This is a genomic window from Microbacterium sp. F51-2R (assembly GCF_052180235.1).
Lineage (GTDB): Bacteria > Actinomycetota > Actinomycetes > Actinomycetales > Microbacteriaceae > Microbacterium.
Genome location: NZ_CP197470.1, coordinates 2,719,652 through 2,740,289, shown reverse-complemented (window position 1 = coordinate 2,740,289; position 20,638 = coordinate 2,719,652). Strand labels below are relative to the sequence as shown.

Annotated in this window: 1 protein-coding gene (only partly in view); it reads right to left on the bottom strand. The window is 72.2% G+C overall.

The window, feature by feature from the left end; genetic code table 11:
• A protein-coding gene (locus ACSBPH_RS12125; protein ID WP_442574585.1) for an FG-GAP-like repeat-containing protein crosses the window boundary here: on the bottom strand, positions 1-20,638 show its 5' portion. It extends 17,924 nt beyond the left edge of the window; 20,638 of the gene's 38,562 nt are visible here — the first part of the coding sequence; it begins with the start codon at positions 20,636-20,638; its stop codon lies beyond the left edge, outside the window.

Here is a 20,638-nt window from a genome sequence, read left to right as displayed (position 1 = left end):
TCGTGTCGAGCACGCGCGAGAGGTCGAGGCTCGCTCCGGCGGCGGGCCGGTACGAGACGTCGATGTACTTGGTCGACCCGCTCGCGCCGTTGACGACGCCGACGTCGATCGTGCCGCCGTTGGTGGGGCTGCCGAGGTCGATGACGGGGGCCGTGCCGGTGCCGACCGGGTCGAGACCCGGCGCGACGTCGAACGTGACCTCCTGGCCCGACGAGTTGCGGAAGCCCATCTTGAGCTTTCCGTAGAGCGTCAGCAGGCGCACCTGGTCGGGGAAGTCGGCCAGGAAGAGGATCGTGACGTCGCCCGTCGCGACCTTCGAGAGGTCGGCGTAGAGGCGGCCGCTGATCGAGATGTTGTCGGCGGCGAAGTTGAGCTTGCCGACGATGAGGATCTTGCCGTCGGTGGAGATCTTGAGGATCACCTGGCCGTTGAAGACGGCCTCGGAGGTGTAGATCGAGAAGATCTTCGCCGAGCCGGTGATGACCATGGGCGCCTGGAACGCCGCCGCGAAGCCGCTCTGACCCGGGCTGTTCGAGATCGTCTTGGCCTGCAGGGCGACCTGCTGCTGCAGCGACGCGAGCCATTCGCCGGCGGACAGGACGGTCGGCAGCTGGAACGCCGACGACCGCAGCGCGAGCGGGTCGTCGATCGAGGGCAGCGTCTTGAAGAACTCCACGCCGCCGGCGAAGTCGTTGATCGACAGGCCCGACGTCGGCTCGAGCAGGATGCCGCCGGGCACCTGGACGCTGAGGTACACCTGCAGGGGCCCGAGTTCGGAGAGTCCGAGACGGATGCCGAAGCCCGCCATGCCGGCGATCGAGATCGAGCCCTCGAGGCCGAGGTAGAAGACCCGCTGCGCGACGGGGGTCGTCGAGTCGAAGACGCCGATGATGTTGTAGCTGCTGTCGAGCTTCAGGATGCCGCCCACGAGGCCTGCCGAGACCTCGCCGCCGAACATGTTGCCCTTGATCGTGACGCCGATCGAGTCGATGCCGATGATCGGGAACTTGCCCTCGAGCAGCAGCGACGGCTGGATGCGGATGCCCTGGATCGAACCGGAGATCTGCAGGCCCGAGAGCCCCTTGATGCCCGTGACGCTCGCCGAGAGGATCAACACGAAGTCCTCGGGGGCGTTCTCGACGTCGGCCCACTGGATGCCGATCGCGTCGATGCGGACCGGGAGGAACGACGGCCACTTGAACGAGTCGCCGGTCGCCGATCCCACCGAGAGGAAGATGCCGAAGCCCTGGAGGGCCTTGAACGAGCCGTCGCCCGTGATGGCGAAGTTGCGGCCCTCACCCGCGATCTCGAGGCCGCCGATCGCGACCTTCGCGCCGACCGCGGCGAACTGCACCATGATCTGTGAGCCGGTCGCCCCCGTGTCGAGGCGGAAGTCGCGCGCCGTCAGGGTCACGAAGGTCGAGAGGCGGATCTCGAGCGTGTCGACGGTGAGCTGGAAGGCATCCACCTTCCCGTTTGTGAAGGTCAGCGCGATGCGGAACGCCTCGTCGTCCGCCGTGCCGTCGGCGCGCTTGTCGTCGGCGGTCAGCCGGTCGCTGAGCGTCGCGCCGAACGCCTTGCCCGGGAAGAGCTTGGCGCCGCCCGTCGCGATGTAGATCGAGCCTGTGAAGCCGGCCGAGGCGGTGCTCGGCGCTCCGGCGACGGGGAAGCGCACTTCGAGGCCCGAGACGCCGACGCGGATGTCGTCGAGCTCGAGGATGCCGGCGATCGTGATCTTCTTGTCGGCCGCCGACGGCGTGAGGGCGTTGCCGGGGTCGACGGTTCCGGTCGTCGGCGGGAGGCCGTACGCGAGCTCGGCCGTGCCGAGCTTGAAGCCGTTGCCGTAGACCGTGAGGCCGGGGACGACGCCGACGCCGAGCGGCTGGTCGTTGTTGGCGGTGATGTTGGACTTCGCGGCCGGGTCGTACGGACGCAGCGACCCCGTGATGCCGAACGACGGGAAGGTGATCGTCGCGGTGTTGATCTTGACGATCTCCTGGTCGGCCGCGCCGTTGGGGTCGTAGTTGACCTTGATCCCCGTCGCCTGCAGGCGCGCGACGTTCGGGATCTGCGCGTCGAGCGCCGAGACCTGAAGGCCCCACTTGCCCGTCAGGCGCACGTCGACGTTGCCGCTGAGCAGGCCGAACACGTCGACGGCGAGCTCGAAGGAGCCGGAGAGGCCGATCAGGTCGACGGTGATGCCCGAGTTCGTCTGCGCCGTGGAGGGCGCCCCCGTCGTCGGGTTGCCGCCGAAGGCGAGCGAGGCCCGCTGGACGCCGAGGATGACGGAGAGGACGACCTTGCCGTCGACGAAGCCGAAGCCGCCGAGGCCGACCGTCGGGCCTTGGAGCGTCAGGGGTCCGAGCGCGATGGGACCGCCCTCGGTCATCTCCCCCGCCGTGCCGGCCGCGACCGCCAGCGTGAGCGCCTGCTGCGCGTTGTAGGTCGGCGAGCCGCCCGTGCCGCTCGCGATGCGCCCGGCGGTCATCGTGATCGTGATGCTGCCCGATCCCGTGAACAGTCCGAGAGTGTTGTTCGGGTTCTTGTCCTTGAGGAAGTAGCGGTACGTGACCGACGTCGCGTTCGCCGCCGCGCCCGAGATGAGCAGCGGCGCACCCAGGAGGATCGGCGTCGCGCCGTTCATGGCGATGTCGCCGAGGAGACCCGAGATCGTGAACGGAGCGGTCGGGTTCGACTCGATGATCGACTTCACGATGGGGTCGGCGACGCCGCCCGCCGTCGCCGGGAGCGAGGTGTACGTGACGTCGACGTAGCCCTGCGCGTTGAGCTGCGTCATGCTCACGCTCGGAACCGCCAGCGAGGCCACGGGGCCCGGCTTCTGGCCGGGCGCGGTCGGCACGAAGACGTAGAACGTCTCCTGCTCCCCCACGAGGAGCGACGTCAGGCCGCTGCCGTAGTTCGCGCGGACGCTCCCCGCGATGAAGGCGACGGTGACGATCGCGGTGCTCGGCAGGGCGGGGCCCGAGATCGTGTAGAGCCACGTGTTCGCCTTGCCCGCGACGGCGGTGGGCGTCCCGCCCACGGTCCACGTGCCGGATGCCCCGGCCACCGAGACCGTGAGCTCGGCCTCGACGTCGGTCACCGTCGTCGCGTCGATCGCGCCGTCGGTCGTGCGGAAGGTGACCTCCAGCGTCGTGAGGCTCGAGTTCGTGTACACGCCGCCGCGGAGCGGCGAGACGAGGTCGGCCGAGACGATGACCGGGAGGTCTTCGGGGGTCGGGGCCGTCGGCGCCGACGTCGGGAAGAGCGCGAAGTCGGTGACCCGGAAGGAGCCGAGCTGGAAGCCCGTGATCGGGGACACGGTGAAGGTCGCGAAGCCCGCGAAGCTCACGACGTTCTTGCCGGCGGCCTTGATCAGCGCCGTGGCGTTCCACAGCGAGATGTCGAGCGTGCCGTTGGGCTGCTTCGACAGGCGGAGCGACCCGCCGAGGGTCACGACGTCGCCGGCCGTGATGACGACGCCGGTCGCGCTGAAGCTGAAGGCGCCGGCGGCGACGGCCCCCGTCATCCCTCCCATGTCGGCGAGGGTGTACGAGACCGAGCCCGACGTGTTGACCTGGAACGAGACCGTGCCGGTGATGCCGAGGCCGTCCAGGCCGAGGAGGGCGAGCGTGCCGGTGACGCGCATGGCCCAGCCGTCGGCGGCCGTGGCGCCCTTGATGAACGCGACCGAGGCGTTGCGGATGAGGACGCCGATCGCCTTCGGGTTGATCGCGCCGCCGGCGAGCTTGGAGGGCCCCGAGCCGATGAAGATCTCGAGCCCCGTCCCGGTGAAGGCGTTGCCGCTGATCGTGAACTGTCCCGCGCGGATCTCGAGGATGTCGCCGAAGTTGAAGTCGAGGTCCTGCACGATGAACTGGAACGTCGGCGTGGCGGGGGCGTCGATCGTGAGCGTGTCGCCGTCGACCGTGATCGACTGCTTGACGATCGCACCCGTCGTGTTGATCGTGAAGCCGACCGACGCGCCACCGCTGAAGGCGCCCGCCGTGACGGCGGCCTTGCCCGTGATGATGCCCGCGATGCCGCCGGTCGTCGTGGTGGCCGCCGGGGTCGTGGAGGTCGTCGCGTTCTTCGGGAACACCACGAGGAAGCCGGAGCCGTCGACGATGCCGGGGTTCGTGCCGCCGATGGACTGCGACGACCCGAGCGACACGTGGGCGAGCGCGATCTTGCTGATCTGCGCTCCGGCCGGCCCGACGCGCTCGAAGGCGAAGTCGGCGCGGATCGTCACGCCGCTCGATCCGCCGATGACGATCTCGATGTCGGTCGCGGCGACCCGCAGGAACGGCCCCTTGGGCAGCGACAGCACCCGCACATTGGCCTGCAGCAGGGCGCGGTTGCCGGAGGCGCTCCACGTCACCGTGTACCCGCCCGAGACGGCGGCCACCGTGGCGACGCCGGCCCCGAGGAGCCCGTCGACGGCGGTCTGGACGACGGATGCCGCGGCCCCGACCGCGATGGGAGCGGTGATCTCGCTCGCCTCGATCGTGCCGTCGAGGTCTGCGTCGATCGCAAGGGTGAAGGTGCCGGAGGGCGCCGTCACCGAGATCTGCTGCACCTCGGCGACGGAGGCGGTGCCGTCGGTCGTCGTCGTGATCGAGACGCCCGCGAACTGGAACACCTCGTTGACGACGACGCCCTGGCCGCCGCTCGTGAGGGTGTTGAGCTGCAACGTGAGCTCTGCCGTGATGGTGATGGGAAGGCCGCGGAGTGCGACCGAGCCCGACACCTCGCCGGCCATGCCGCTCGGCGTGATGATGAAGGCGCCGCGGCCGTTCGAGAGGAGGAGACCCACGTCGTTGGTCGTCGCCGCGCCGGGCTCTTCGACGCCGTCCGCCCCGTCGTCGCCGAGGAAGAGCGTCACCTCGGTGAAGGCGAGGCGCACGATCTTCGCGCCGGTCGCGGTCTTCTTCTGCTCGAAGACGGCGACGCCCTTGAGTGTCTGTCCGAGGATGCCGATCTCGGCGGGGCTGCCCGTGAGGCCGACCTGCACGAGGAGCGTGTTCTTGGCGACCACGATCGGCACGGTCGAGGACCCGATCGTCACATCGCGGCTGACGTCGGCGGTCGTGTTGTTGATCTGCACGATGACGTCGGCGCTGACCGTGACGCCCGGCAGGACCGCGGGGTTGAGCGAGATCCCCGCGGTGACGGCGCCGACGATCCCGCTGCGGGTGACCAGCAGCGCACCCGCAGCGATCGTCGCGGTCACATACGTCTGCGTGCCGTCGCCGAGCTCGAGGCGGACGTTCTTCAGCGCGACGGTGATCTCTCCGGTCGTGGAGTTCTTCGCGAACGCGAAGTCGCCGGTCAGGCGCTGGCCCATGACGTCGAGGGCGATGCCGAGACCCGCGACCGAGACGCCCGGGGCGATCGACGTGCCGTCGACGGTGCGCGAGGCGGCCAGGGTGTTGATCTGGACTTCGAGCGTGCCCGAGAAGGAGACGCCGGGGATCAGCAGCTGGACGGTCGCCTGCACGCGGCCGGCGATGCCGCCGGGGGTCGTGCCGGACTTGCCGACGATATCGAAGGCGCCCGAGCCGTCCTTGACGATGACGATGTCGCGGTCGGGGGTGCCCAGCCGCAGACCGACGTTGGCGAAGCGGATCTTCTGCGTCGTGACGTCGTCGGCTCCGCCGAGCGCCCCGTCCGCACCGATCGCCGTGACCTTCTCGTAGGAGATGTCGGCGGTCAGCTGCTGCCCCGCGATCGTGAGGGTGAGGCCCTTCACGCCGACCTTGAGGTACGGACCGGCGGGGAGCGACAGGGTCAGGGTCTGACCGGCGACGAGGAACTCCTCGTCGACCGCGACCGGGACGACCTTGCCGCCGACCGTGCGGCGCATGTTGCTGATGTCGACGGTGACGACGGCCGTCGCCTGGATCGCATCGCCGAGGCGGATCGAGGCGGTGCCCGAGATCGAGCCGCCGAAGCCTTCCTTCGTGAGCAGCAGGAGGGCCGTTCCGCCGGTGACGCGCAGCCCCACATCGTCGGACGCCGCGGCATCGGCACCCGGCGTGCCGCCGTCGTCGCCGACGAAGAGCGAAACGCCCGTGGCCGCGATGCGCAGCACCTTGACGTCGTCCGCCGTGCCGACACGGCGGTCGGGGCCGGCGCCCTGGACCTGCTCGAAGGCGAAGGAGCCGAAGAGCGACTGGCCGAAGACGGTGACGCCGCCCGTGATCTCGACGCGGACGAATCGGCCGGCCGGAAGCACGAGGGCCTGACCGCCGATCGTCGTGTTGATCGCAGTGGGCGCCGTGTTGATCTTCAGGGCGATGCCGACATCGGGAGCGAGGGTGAACGGGATGCCGGACAGGCCGACCAGGTTGACCGTCGCGGCGATGCTGATCGCCATCCCCGCCGACGTCAGGAGGAACGTGCCGTGTCCGCCCGAGAGGCGCAGCCCGACGTCGTCGCTCGTCGCGGTGGTCGCGCCCGGGTCGCCGAGGAAGATCTCGACGTCGGATGCCGACACCTTCACGACGCGCGCGGCACCGAGGCCGGACTGCTCGAACGTGAAGTCGCCGCGCAGCTGCTGGCCGGCGATGTCGAGCGCGAGATCGTCCACCGCGAGGGAGAACTGCTTGGTGGCGGTGTTGATCGTGAGGGTCATCGCCGCGGATGCCGAGACACCCGGGACCGTGAGTGCCACGGTGCCGACGAGGAAGCCGTCCATGCCCGTGGGCCGGAGGGTCAGCGTGCCCGCTCCGCCGGTGAGCTTCAGGATGTCGCTGCTGCCGTCGCCGATGCGAAGGCCCACACCGGCGAGGACGATCGTGGTCGTCGTGCCCTGGCGCTCGAACGCGATGTCGCCCGTCAGCGACTGCCCGGCGATCGCGAGGACGACGCCGGTGCCGCTCACCCGGATGGCGAGGCCGCCGGCGAGGTCGAGCGAAACGCTGCGCGAGCCGACGGTGACCGATTCGGTGACCCGCGTCGTGGACTGGTTCATCGCGACCGAGAACGCGCCCGAGATCGTGACGCCGTCCGGGAGGAGCGCACCGAGGTCGAGCGTGCCGGCGAGCTGCATGGCCAGGCCCGCGCTCGTGAGCACGATGAGTCCGTCGACCCCCGTGAGGATCGGGTCGTCGGCTCCGAGAGCGACTTCGCCGCCCGCGACCGCGATGATCGTGCGCACCGCGCCGGTCGAGGTCGTCGCCTGCTGGAAGAGCAGCGACGCCGTCAGGGTCACGTCTCCGACGACGATGGCGATGTCCTCGCCGGTCAGGCGGAGGTACGGGCCCGCCTCGAGGCGTGTGTGCGAGGCATCCGACAGCACGATGGCCTGGGTGGAGCGGTTGATCTCGAGGCGCAGGGCGGATGCCGAGATGCTGACGCCGCCGCCGAGCGAGATGTTCGCGTCGGTGATCGCCAGGACGCCGGCAAGCCCCGCGGAACCGATCTGCAGGGCGCCGTCGAAGTGGAGGCTGCCGATCGGCGCACCGAAGTCGGCCGTCGCGGAGACCGCGACATCCACGATCCGCTGCCCGCCGACCGTGCGCTGCGTGAAGGTCAGGGTGCCCTCGGTGAGGCTGAACCCGCCGATCGTCAGCGTGATGTGCTCACCGGTCACGGCGAGGCTGGGAGCGGTGCCGGCGACGAGGGTGACGGCGAAGTCACCGCTCACGGCGACACCCGGGAGCGAGACCGTGACCGTTCCGCCGACGTGTCCGCCGATGCCGGTCGCGTCGATCGTGAACTCGCCCGTCCCGCCGGTCAGCGCGACGAAGTCGGTCGTGCCGTCGCCGAACGCCGCGCGGGCGTCGGCGATCGAGACGACGGTCTTGGCCGTCGGGCCGGTGCCGGTCTGCGTGAAGGAGAAGTCGCCCGAGAGGCGCTGGCCTGCCACGACGACCGCGACGGCCGTGCCGTCGACGCGGAGATACGGGCCCGCCGGCAGATCGAGCGAGATCGTGGTGCCGTCGAGCTGGAAGGTCTGCGCCACCGCGGCGCCCGAGTTGACGGCCACGGTGAAGGTGCCGCTGAACTGGACGGCGTCGCCGGGGACGAGGAAGCGGACGGTGCCGCCGACGCGGCCCGCGAGGCCCGCCGCCGTCATGACGAACACGGCTCTGCCGTCGGTCAGGCGGACCCCCGCCGTCGCGGTGCCGAGCGACAGGGTCAGGTTCGACGCGATGAGGACCGTCGTGTTCGCAGCGACCGTGCCGGCCGGTGCGCCCGGCGCGACGGTGCCGGGCACCTGCGAGAAGACGAAGACGCCGCTGAGGGTCTGGTTCGCGACGGTGAGCGAGGCGGGTGTCGCGAGCGATCCGACCTGCACGCGGATGGAGCCCGCCGGCAGCAGCACGCCCTGCACCGTCTTGGCCGTCGCGGAGGTGTTCAGCTGCAGGCCGATGTCGCCGGTCAGCGTGAAGTCCGGACCGGCGTTGAGCGTCAGGTTGGCCGTCAGGACGGTCGCAAGGCCCGTCGGGGTGAGCTCGAGCTCGCCGCTCGCGATGGTCGCGACCGCGACCCCGTCGCCGAGGTTGAGGGTGAGCGGTGCGCCGCCGTCGCGGGCCGCCGTGCCGAACTTCAGCCGCAGGCCACCGCCGGCCAGGGTCTGGATCGCGAACGTGCCGGTCAGCTGCTGGCCAGCGACGCCGAGCACGAGGTCGCCGATGACGAGGATGTGGGGGGCGGATGCCGCGCCCTCCGCGACGGTGACGGCGTCGTCGCCCGAGCCGAGCACCTGCTCGCTCGTCGTCTCGTTGTAGAACACCCACGCCGTGCCGCCGAGCGTGACGCCGGGGATCCCGACGAGGGCGACCGAGCCCGAGATCGCGACGACGCGGCTGCCGGCGGCGCCCTTCACGAAGCCGTTGACGTCGGTGAGATAGAGGCCCTTCGCGAACGGGTTGACCGCTCCGTCCTCGACGAAGCCGGGGCCCTGGCCGACGAAGACCGTGAGGCCGCTGACCGAGATCTCGGCGCCGCCGAACGTGACGCTTCCGATGATCTCGACGAAGTCGCCGAGCTTGATGGAGCCCGACACCGAGACGGCGATGAAGGCCTTCCCCGCGCTCGCGACCTCGGTCGGCGAGAAGGTCAGGGGAACCGCGACGCCGCCCACCGTGATGGTCTCGTCGATGTCGGTCGGGGTGCCGTTGTAGCGCACCGACACCGTCGCGTTCGCGTCGAGCCCGCCGCCGGCGACGCCGACGTCTCCCGAGAAGGTGCCGGCGATGCCCGCCGAGGTCAGGAGGAAGGCGCCCACGCCGTTCGTGATGCCGACGGCGCTGGACTCGCCCTCGGGCGTGAGCGACACGGTGACCTGGCTGAAGGCGATCGTCGTGACGCTGCCCGGCGCTCCCGAGAGGATGCGGACGCCGGCGGACGTGGCCAGCACGAGGTCGGCATCGGCGTCGCCATCCAGCCGGCCGACCGCGAGATCGGTGCCGGCCGTCGCGTCGAGCGTCGCGCCGCTGCGGAAGCCCTGCCACACGCCCCCGAGGCCCGCCCCGCGGTTGAGGTGGAGGACGGTGCCGCCCGCGGTCGCGAGCACGACGTCGGCGAGGCCGTCGCCGTCGACATCGGCGAGGGCCACTGCGCGGGCCGCGGGCGTGCCCGCCCCGATCGCGCTCGACGCGCCGAAGCCCGCCCAGCTCGTGGTCTCGTTCACCGTGGTGAAGCCGCCGTTGCGGAACACCTGTGCGGGGCCGCCGTCGACCGCCACGACGAGGTCGAGGAACCCGTCGCCGTCGACGTCGCCGGTCGCGGCATCCGTCGCCGTCGCGGTGTTCGCGAGGGCGACGGGCGAGGCGTACGGCGTCCAGGCGGCGCCCGCGCCCCCGGCGTTGACGTAGACCGCGTGCGGTGCGCCCGCGTTCACCACGACGAGGTCGGCGAGGTCGTCGCCGGTGAGGTCGGCGAGGAGGACCGCGACCGTGCCCGTGTGCGCGAGCGTGAAGGACGGCGCCGCCGTGAAGCCGGTCGCCGAGTTGCGGAAGACGAGCGCACCGCCGCCGGCGCCTGCCCCGATGACGATGTCGGCGCGCGCGTCGCCGTCGATGTCGGCGACGGCGACGGAGTCGGCGCCGGTCGTCGTGAGCACGACCGCCGAGCCGAAGGTGCCGCCGCCGAGGTTCTCGTACACGGCCGACGTGCCGCCGCGCACGACGATGACGTCGAGCAGCGCCGAGCCGAGCACGTGGGCGAGGGCGACAGCCGTCGTCGTGCCGGTACCGGCCGTGAAGGTCGACGCCGCGGCGGTGGAGAAGACATCGGATGCCGCGGCCGCCGCTCCGCCCGAGGCGGTGCCGAGGTGAAGCGCGGCGCCGGTTGCGGTAGCGGTGAGGAGGTCGGTCTTGCCGTCACCGTTCACGTCGCCCGTCGCCACGACGAGGCCGCCCGTGAAGGTGCCGCTGAACATCGTGACGCCCGGCGTCGTGGTGCGGCTGAGGAGGAAGTTGCCCGAGAAGGCCGGTCCGCCGGTGACCCCGAGGACGCCGTTCGTGATCGCGACGTGGAGGAAGGGTCCTGCGGGCACGTCGATGCCGAGATCGGTGCGGCGGACGGCGGACGGCGTGGTGTTGATGGCGAACCGCACGTCGCCGCCGAGCGTGATGCCCGGGAGCGTGAAGATGCCGGTCGTCGATCCGGTGAAGCTCGCGGCGATGCCCGCCGACGTCACGAGCATCGCGCCCGACCACGCGTGCGCCGCCGTGATGTCGACGAACGTTCCGAGCTGGAGCGTGAGGTTGGTGACGGCGAAGGCGACCTCGCCCGTCGGCGTGCGGCTGATGAGGATGCGGTCGGCGCCGAGCGTCTGGCCCGCGACGGTGAGGGAGGCCGCCGTGATCGAGACGTTGAGACCCGGCTTCACGACGGTCTGGCCCGCGCCCGGGTTGAGGATCGCATCGGCGGTGCCGGAGTTGATCTGCACGGCGACCGTGCCCGAGACGGCGAGACCCGGCACGGTGACGGCGAGCGTCGCCGAGACCGATCCGGCCATGCCGGCCGGTGCCAGGACGAAGTCGCCCGTGATGCCGGTGGCGCTGACGAGGGGCGCGGTCGCGGTGCCGAAGCGGATGACGCCGTTACGGACGGTCAGCGTGAGGGTCGCGTTCTTCTTGACGACCTCGACGTCGCCCGACAGCGTCTGCCCTGCGACGCCGATCGCCACGCCCGTTCCGGCGATGCGGAGGTAGCCGCCGGCGCCGCCCGCGGGGAGGTCGACGGTGACCGATCCGGCGCCGACCTTGACGGTCTCGTTCACGCGCGCGGCGGTCGTATTGATCTCGAGGCTCAGCGTGCCGCCGAGTGTGACGCCGGGGACGCCGGTCAGCGCGACGGTGCCCGAGACACGGCCCGCGAGGCCACCGGCGCTGGTGAGGACGAAGACGGCCTCACCCTGGCTGAGGGCGATGCGCGCCGTTCCGGCGGAGATCGCGAGCTCCGCGTTGGCCAGCGCGATGCGGGTCAGCGTGGAATCGTCGGTGCCGCCCGCCACGCCGTCGGCGCCGTAGGACGTCGTGCGCTCGACGGCGATGTCGGCGCGGAGCTGCTGGCCGAGCACCGTCAGGACGATGCCCGTGCCCGCGATGCGCACGTAGGGCCCCGCCGCGACGTCGAGCGTCACGGTGCCGGCCCCGACCTTGAGCGTCTGCGAGACGGCGGCGCCGGTCGTGTTGACCTGCAGCTCGAGTGCACCGGCGAGCGTGAAGGGCGCGCCCGTGTCGACGGCGAAGACGAGGCTGAGCGAGCCGGCGAGACCCGTGGGCGTGATGACGAACAGGCCCGTGCCGTCCGACACGGTGAGGGGGCCGAGCGTCAGCGAGACGTTCGCGATGCCGGCCTTGACGACCGAGGCGCCGGCCGTCGTCGAGACCTGCTCGAACGTCACGTCGCCCGAGATGCTCTGCCCGAACACCGTGATCGTGAGGTTCTCGCCGCCGACGCGCAGCACACCCGCGGGGAGCGGGTCGGTCCAGCCGTCGACGGTCTGCGCCGCGCCGGTCGTGTTGAACGCGACCGTGATCGTGCCGGTGACGCTGACGTCTGCCACGCCGAGCGTCACGCCGACCGCGATCGCGCCGTACGTGCCGGTCGGGGAGAGCACGATCGTCGCGGTCGCGCCCTCGCCGGTCGTCGGCTGCGCGAGCGTCAGGAGGCTTCCGCCGAGGACGACCTTCGTGTTGCGGAGGATCAGCGTGAGGGTGCCGGCGCTGTCGGTGACCTCGATGTCGGTCGTGAGCGACTGACCCGCGACCGTGAGGGCGACGCCCGTGCCCGCGAGGCGGAAGTAGCCCGTCGTCCCACCGGCGGGAAGCTCGAGCGAGAGCGTCTGGCCGTTGATGAGGAAGGATTCCTTCGTCGCCGCGACCGCGGTCGAGAACTCGACGGCGAGGCCTGCCGACAGTGCGACGCCCGGGACGTCGAGTGCGAGCGCGCCGGTGATGCGTCCCGCGATGGCGGAGGTTGCACCCGCCGAGGTGAGGAGGATGAGGGCCGTGCCGTCGGTGAGCGTGAGCGCACCGCCACCGAGGCTGAGCTGCACGGAGGTCGCTGCGATCCGGAGCGTCGTCTTCGAGGCATCCGGAACCCCTGCGGAGGTGAGCGCCGTCACCTTCTCGATCGCGACGTTCGCCGAGAGGGACTGCTCGAGGACCGTGAGGGTGAGCCCCGTGCCCTCGAAGCGGAGGTACGGCCCGGCGACGACGTCGAGCGTCTGCACGGTGGTTCCGACGGTGACGGATGCCTGCACCCGCGCCGCGGTCGTGTTGACCGCCAGCGAGAGCGACCCCTCGAGCGAGGCATCCGCACCGAGCCGGACGGAGATGGTGCCCTGGATGCGGCCCGCGATCCCGGCGGCTGTGAGCACGAGGATGCCCGAGCCGTCGGAGAGGCGCACACCCAGGTCGTCCGTCGTGCCGGGAGTGCCGCCGTCGTCGCCGAGGAACAGCGAGACGTTGCTGAGGCCGACGATCGTGGTCGCGACGCCGCCCGAGGTGAGGCGCTCCACCGCGAGGTCGGCGCGGATCGTCTGTCCGAGGACGGCGAGATCGAGGCCCGTGAGAGCGACGCGGACGTAGGGGCCTGCGGGGAGCGTGGTCGCGCCGACCGTGACGCTCGCCGCGGCGCTGTTGACCGCGACGGACGCCTGGACGTCGTTCACGCCGAGCGCGGTGATCGTGACCTGCGCCTGCAGCGCGCCGGCGATGCCGTCCGAGCGGATGACGAGGTCTCCGGTGATGTCGCCGAGCTCGACGGCATCGCCGAGCTCGATCGACCCGTCGGCGATCGAGACCGTGAGGTCGGTCGCCGTGCGGTCGAACGAGAAGGTGCCGCGGACGACCTGGCCGCCGAAGGCGAGGATCGCATCGCTCACGACGAAGCTCGTGACCGCGTCGGCGGTGCCGAAGTCGACGAGCACGCCGGGCTCGGTGCTGCCGGGGATCTCGATCGTGTGGCTGATCGCGACACCGGTGTCGTTGACGCGGACGCTCGTCGTGCCGCTGATCGTGACGCCGGGGACGCCGAGCAGGCTGACGGTGCCGGTCGCGACGAGCGCGTGGCCGGCGCCCGTCTCGACGAGACCGATCGTCGCGTTCGTGAGGAGCACGCCGACCGCGAGCGGGTTCAGCGCGCCTGAGGCGAGGAATGCCGGACCGCGGCCGAGGAAGATCGTGAGGCCGGTCGCTGCGAGCACGCGCATCGGCACGCCGTCGACGACGGTGTCGCTGAAGGTCAGGTTGCCCTCGATCGTGACGAAGTCGCCGATCGTGAGGGTCAGGTTCGAGATCGAGAGGCTGAAGACGGTGCCGCCGGACGGGGGCGCGGGGAGCTTGAAGACGAGGGTACGGCCGCCCACGGCGACCGCGGTGTCGATCGCGTCAGGGGTCGTGTTCACCTGGAGGAGCACCGAGCCCGAGGCCGAGACGCCGCTCCCGCCGAGCGAGGCCGAGCCCGAGATGAAGCCCGCGACGCCGCTGCCGCGGATGAGGAAGGCGCCCTCGCCGTCGTAGAGCGACGGGTCGGCGTCGGATGCGCCGAGGTAGACGTCGACACCGGTCATCGCAACGACGATCTCGACGGCGCCCGCCGCGTCGACCGACCGCGTGAAGGCGAACGAGCCGACGAGCTTGCCGCCCGCGATGGAGGCCTCGACGCCGCTGACCTCGACGCGCAGGTAGGGACCCGCCGGCAGCAGTCCGGTGCCCGGATCGATGGGACCGGCGGTGGTGTTGACGGCGATCGTGGCGCTCGGGACCGTGATCGACAGCAGGTCGGGGACGCTCAGGACAGCCGAGGCCGTGAGGCTTCCCGCGACGCCCGCCGAGGTGATGACGAACGCACCGGTGATGCCCGTGACGTCGACGTAGGGCGTCGCGGAGGGGCCGAGCGCGACGCGTCCGCCCGAGACGTCGATGCGGTAGCTCGCGACTCCGGCGGTCACGGTGCGGGCGAACCAGATGGTGCCCTCGATGTCGACGCCCGCGACGGCGACCGTGAGGCTCGTCGCGCCGACCCGGACGGTGCCGGCCGCGATGCCCCCGTGGGCGGTCGCGGCATCCGTGTTGATCTCGACCGTCAGCGAAGTGGCGGTGAGGGCGACCCCCGGGACCGTGATGGAGGGGGTGCCGGTGAACGAGCCCCAGACGCCGGTCGCGCCGAAGGTCAGCGACGCGGCGACGCCGGTGAGCGTCGCGATGCCGTCGCCGAAGACGAGGGCGCCGCCTGTGATCGAGAGCGAGACCGTGCCGGCCGACTTCTCGATCGCGATGGTGCCCGACAGGCGCTGCCCCGCGACGAAGAGCACGATATCGGTGCCCGAGAGCTGCAGGTAGTCCGCGCCGCCGGAGGGCAGGACGAGCGGCACGTCGGCACCGCCGACCGCGACGGTCGTGTCGACGTCGGCGCCGGTGGTGTTGAGACGGATGCCGAGGCCGCCCGTGAACGAGACGCCCGGCAGCGCGACGGCGAGGGTGCCGGTGAGGGCGGCGGCGATCCCCGCGGAGGTGATGACGAGACCGCCGGTGGCGCCCGTGACGGAGAGGACCGTCGTCGAGCCTGCGGTGAAGACGAGGGCGCCCTTCGAGAGTCCGGCCCGCACGACGCTCGTGCCGTCGGCGGCGACGCCGCGCTCGAAGACGACGTCGGCGCTGAGGCTCTGACCGCCGATCGTGAGCGTCGTGCCGACGGCCTCGATCCGCAGGTAGGGTCCGGCCGGCAGGTCGCCGACGACGGCGGCGCCGGTGTTGAGGGCGAGGCCGACGGTCGACGCGAAGGCGAATTCGCCGGCGGCAGCCACGAGGTGAGCGGAGAGCCTGCCCGCGACGCCGGAGGCCGTGATCGTGAGCGAGCCCGAGACGTCGGTGAGGGAGAGGAGGTCGGTCGATCCCTGCGAGATCGAGAAGGAGCCGCCGCCCACGGTGATGACGGTGCGCGTGACGCCGCCCGAGGTGGTGCGCGCGACCGAGAGGTCGTCGAAAGTGATCGACTGGCCCGCGAGCGTGAGGGTGACCGACTCCCCCGCGACCGTCACGTGCTCGTCGCCGGCCGCCGTGCTGAGGTCGAGGCTCAGGGTGCCGCTGAACGCGAGGCCGGGGACCGTGATCGCGAGCGTGCCGGTGAGATCGGCGGTGAGGGCCTCACCGGCCAGGGTCACGGTGCCGCCGCCCGCGAAGGACGCGACGGGAGCAGAGCCGTCGGCGAAGCGGAGGACGAGGTTCGTCGCCGTGAGCGTGAACCCGTCGGCGGTGCTCGTGAGGACCAGGTCGGTCGTCATCGACTGGCCGAGCACCGTGAGGGTGAGGCCCGTGCCGGAGAACGACCCCGCCTCGCCGGCCGTGAACGCGATGGTGACGTCGCCCGATCCGTCGGCCAGGGCCACCGTCTCATCGACGGCGTCGGTGAAGCCGTTGATTCGCACCCGCATCGTGCCGCCGAGCGCGACGCCGTCCCAGCCGGTCAGTGCGACGGTGCCCGATGCGTCGAGGGCGACGGCCGTGCCGCTCGCGTCGGAGCGGACGAAGAGCCCGACGACGGCGCCAGACACGCTCAGGCCGCCGCCGAGGTCGAGGCCGAGGTTGCGGGCGGCCACGGCGACGGACGTCGTGCCGGCTGCGGTGTCGATGTCGAGGCGGCCTGCGAGGGTCGCGGTCAGCACGCCGGTCGCGACGACCGTCGCGCTGAGCGACCCCGTCGTGCCGGTCGCCGAGAGCACGAGCGTGCCAGAGCCGTCGGTGAGCACCACCGTCTGCTGCGAGCCGGATGCGAGGGTCGTCGTGAGGCCCGACACCGAGAGGGTCGTGACGCCGGCGGCGCGGGTGATGCGCACCGAGCCGGTCAGGTCGGTGTCGCCGATCGCGAGAGCGAGGTCGGCCGACAGGAGCAGGCCGTCGGTGCCGTTATAGGTGAAGACGCCGTTGCTCAGCGTGAGGCCCGTGTCGCCCGTCGTGACGGTGCCACCGGTGAGCTGGAAGTCGACATCGCCGGTGTCGCTGCGCGACACGAGCGTCAGCGCCCCGCCCGAGATCTGCACCAGGCCGCCGAACGACGCCGACACCCCGGTCGCAGAGACGACCAGGTCGGCGCCGCTCTGCGTCAGCGTCGCAAAGGCGACGGAGAGCACGGCGACGTCGGTCGAGCCGGAGCGGACGGTGATGCCGAACGTGGCCGCCGGCGACACCGGACCGACAGTGATGAGGAGCGAGCCGCCGTCGAGCGACGTCGCGTCCGTCAGCGTGTAGGTCGCCGAGACGGCGGCGTCGGCCGAGATGCTCAGGCTGCCGACGGCGAGGGCGAGCTGCAGCGTCGCGGTGAAGGTCGCCGATCCCGAATAGGGCGAAGCCGCCGAGATCGAGTCGATCGTGAGGGTGATGCCGCTGAGGGTGAGCGCGTCGCCGAGGCTGAAGCCGCCGAGGTCCTGCGTGTACGTCTGGTTCGAGAGGTACGACTGCAGCTGCCCGACGATGAGCCCGAGCAGGCCCGCGAGCGGCGACCCTGCCACGTAGTCCGAGAAGTGCGGCAGCGCGGCCGACACAGTGCCCGTCGCCGCGTCGTACGTCGTCGCGATCCCCTGCACCGAGCCGTCGGGTGCGACGTACCAGATGCGCGAAGCGCTCGCCTGCGCCCCGACGGCGATCGTGAGCACGGGCGCGACGAGGAACGTCGAGATGACGGCTCCCGTGCGGGCGTCGAACGCGCGCAGGTCGTAGACGTCCGAGGTCGTGAGGATGCCGCGGACGGTGCTCGTGCGAGGCGAGATGACGACCCAGGCATCGGCGGCGAGAGCGCCGGGTGCGAAGGTGAGGGTCGCGCGTCCGAGGCTGAGGGTTCCGCCCGTGACGGCGGAGATGAGCGTCGCACCCGCAGGCGGCGTGGTCGCCGGCGTCCGCGGGGAGCTCGAGATCGTGAGGGTGGAGGTGGGGTTCAGGAGGGTGATCGCCGCGTCGACGTCGACGATGGCGGTCGCGGAGTCGCTGCCGGCGGCAGGAGGCCCGCGGCCCGCCTGGATCAGCACGTCGTCGCCGGCGAAGACCGGGCTGTTGACATCGACGATGGCCGAGTGCCGGCCGAGCGGCAGGGTGTGGATCTCGTCGACCGCGAGGTCGAGACCGCGGCCGCCGGCGCTGCTGCCGCCGGTCGTCGTGGCGGTGAGCGTCACGGCGCCGCCGGAGGTGAGGGGGGTGGTGCCGAGTCCGTCGCCGAGGAGCGTCTGGACCGATCCGAGCACGACCGTCGCGGCCAGCGCCTTGACCGGGACGAGCTTCGCGGCCACGGCTCCCGCGGCGGCCGCGGGTCCGGACGCGCCGCCGAGGGCGGCGAGGAGCGTGATGGGCGCACCGGCCGCCGACAGCGAGATCGCGGCCGGGGTCACCGTGGCCGCCGAGTCGGAGCGGCCCGACGACGCGAGCGTCACCGAGCCGCCGGCGGCGGCCGCTCGGTTCAGCTCGACCCGGACGTCGTGCACGCCGAGTGTCAGCGCGGCGCCCGTGCCCGTCGCGCGGGCCGAGGCATCCTGAGTCGCCGTCAGCGAGAGGCCACCGGAGAGCGCGAGCGCGGCACCCGTGTCGGCCGTGGAGGAGGTCGTCGCCGACGACGAGACGAGCGCCCAGCCGCTGCCGCCGTCAGCGGTCGCGCGGTGCTGCGCCGTCGAGGCGAGGCTGAGGTCGTCGGCGCCGGTGAGGGCGGCGTCCTTCGCGAGCGAGCTGCCGACGACGTCTCGGACGATGAGGGCGGCGACTCCGTCGCCGGTGCCGCCGGTCGTGGCGGCGGCGTCGATCGATGAGGCGCTCTGGAGCGAGACGTCCGATCCGTTCACGTCGAGCGCGGCGGCGGTGTCGAGCTGTGCGAGCGTCTCGAGGAACGCGCGCCCGACCGCGATCGAGCCCGACGTCGGGTTGGCCGCCAGCGCGAGACCCGACAGGCCCGTCGCCGTCGGCGCCGCGCCGCGCACGCCCTTGGCGGTCACGTGGATCGAGCCGGCGGCGGTCGCGAGGACGACGAGGTCGGCCGCGCTGATCTGCTGGTCGTCGTCGACGATCGCGTGCGTGAGGCGGCTGAGGTCGGCCTCGGCGAGGGCGACGCCCGAGTCGTTGTTCGACACGGCGGTGGCAGAGGCCGCGTTGCGGGCCTCGATGCGCACGTGGCCCGTCGTCGCGATGACCGAGTGGCCCGCGATACGGGTGACCGCCGTCGAGGATCCCTTGACGACCGCCGAGACGCCGGACGCGGCGAAGTCGGCGCGCGAGTCGCTGAGGAGGAGCACGTCGCCCGCGGCGAGCACCGAGGAGTTGCGCAGCGTCACCGTCGCGACCGAGGCGCCGCGGGCGCCGCGGGCACCGGACGAGGTCGCGCTGAGGGTGACGTCGCCTCCCGCGAGGGTGGCGCCCGTGACGAGGACGGATGCCGCGGCATCCGCATCGGTGCCGTTCACGTCGCTCGCGGCGAGCGTGATGTCGCCGGCGCGGTCTGCGCCCCGCGTGTCGACGGAGGTGCCGGCGGCGACGCTGACCGACTGGCCCTCGACGACGAGGTCGGCGCCCGGCAGTGCGAGCGAGCCGGTGAGCGTGAGGGCGCCCGTGCTCTGGACGAGGGCCGCGAGGCGGGGCGCGAGCGCGGAGAGGCTGCCGACGACCGAGTCGAGGTGCAGCCGTGAGCCGTCGCCCGAGAGCGTCGCGCTGCTGGAGAGGCCCGTCACGCGGAGAGCGTTGAGCACGCCGTGGATCGCGACGGCGAGACCGAAGATGCCGGTGAAGTCGACCGTGAACTCCGCCGAGCCGTCGGCGCCGCGGACGACGACCGAGGCGAGGCCCGCGGCGTCGACCGCGATCGGCGCGCCCTGCGCAGGTGCGAAGACGAGACGGCCGTCGCGGAGGCGCAGGGTGCCCGTCGCGGCGTCGGCCGAGGTGAGGGTGAGGGTCGCGGCGCCGTTCTCGACCGTCCAGCCGAGCGCGAGCGGCGCGGCCGCAGGCTGCGAGGCGTCGCTCGCGGCATCCGTCGGCGGAGCGTCAGTCGACCCGGGAGTCTGGCCGGCGGGCGTTGCCGTGTCGTCGGCCGGTGCGCCCTGGTCGGCATCGGCGGGAGCGGCCGCGGGAGCGGGATCGGCCGCCGGGGCCGGGTCTGCCGCCGGAGCGGGTTCTGCCGGAGCCGGCTCAGCGGCGGGAGGTGCGGGAATGATCGACGCGTCGATGCCGCGCGACTCGCCCGGAGCGAGCGTGCCGTTCATGAGCCCGTCGCCGTGGCCGGCGCCGAGCGCGTGGCCGATCTCGTGCCGGAGGACCGTCAGGAGGTCCATGCGCGACCAGCCCCACCCGGCGGCGTCGTCGTCGATGACGATCGTGCGGCCGGAGGCCTCGCCGATCGTCGTGCCGGACAGCTGGGTCACCGAGGCCGAGATGCCCGAGACGTCTGCACCGGCGGCTGCCCACTCGCCGAGCGCCTGCGACAGCGCGCCCGCGAGGGCATCGGCGCCGAGGGCCTGGTCGGCGCCCACGGGGTCGGCGGGCAGGTCGGACGCGTTCATCGCCTGCGACTCGTCGGCGCTCTGGGTCGACGAGGGGCTCGGCGTCGGGGTCGGGGTGGGGGTCGGTGTCGTGACACCGGCGCCGTCGTCGCCGGAGATGCTCGCATTGCCGTTCTCCATGGGACAGGAGATCGACGCGGGCTGGCCGTTCGTGCCGCCGACGGTGTTGCACTGGCTTGTCGAGAGGGCCTTCGCGAGCGCCTCGAGCGCCGCGCGCAGCTGCTCGTCGGCGGCGGACTGCGCGTCGGCGGCCTGCTGCTGCGCCGTCTGCGCGGCGATGATCCGGCGGACGTACGCCTGCTGTTGCGCCTGCTGACGGGCGATGGCGCGCTGCGCCTGCTCCTGCGCCGCGAACCGCGCGTCGAGGGCGGCTCTCGCCTGCTCTCGCGGCAGTGTCGCGACGACGAGCACTTCGGCGTCGCGGAGGTGCACGACGGCCGGCGCTTCGGTCTGCGGGGCCGGAGTCTGGGCCTGCGTGGGCGTGTGCGCGACGGGGGCGCCCCCCGTTCGCTCCTCGGCCTGGGCCGGGACGGCGGCAAGGGTCACGACGAGGGCGGAAGTGACGACGATCGAGACGGCGGCGGCACGCGCACGGCCGAGAACGGTGCGACGGGACTCCGAGCGTCGCGGACGCACAGCATCCAC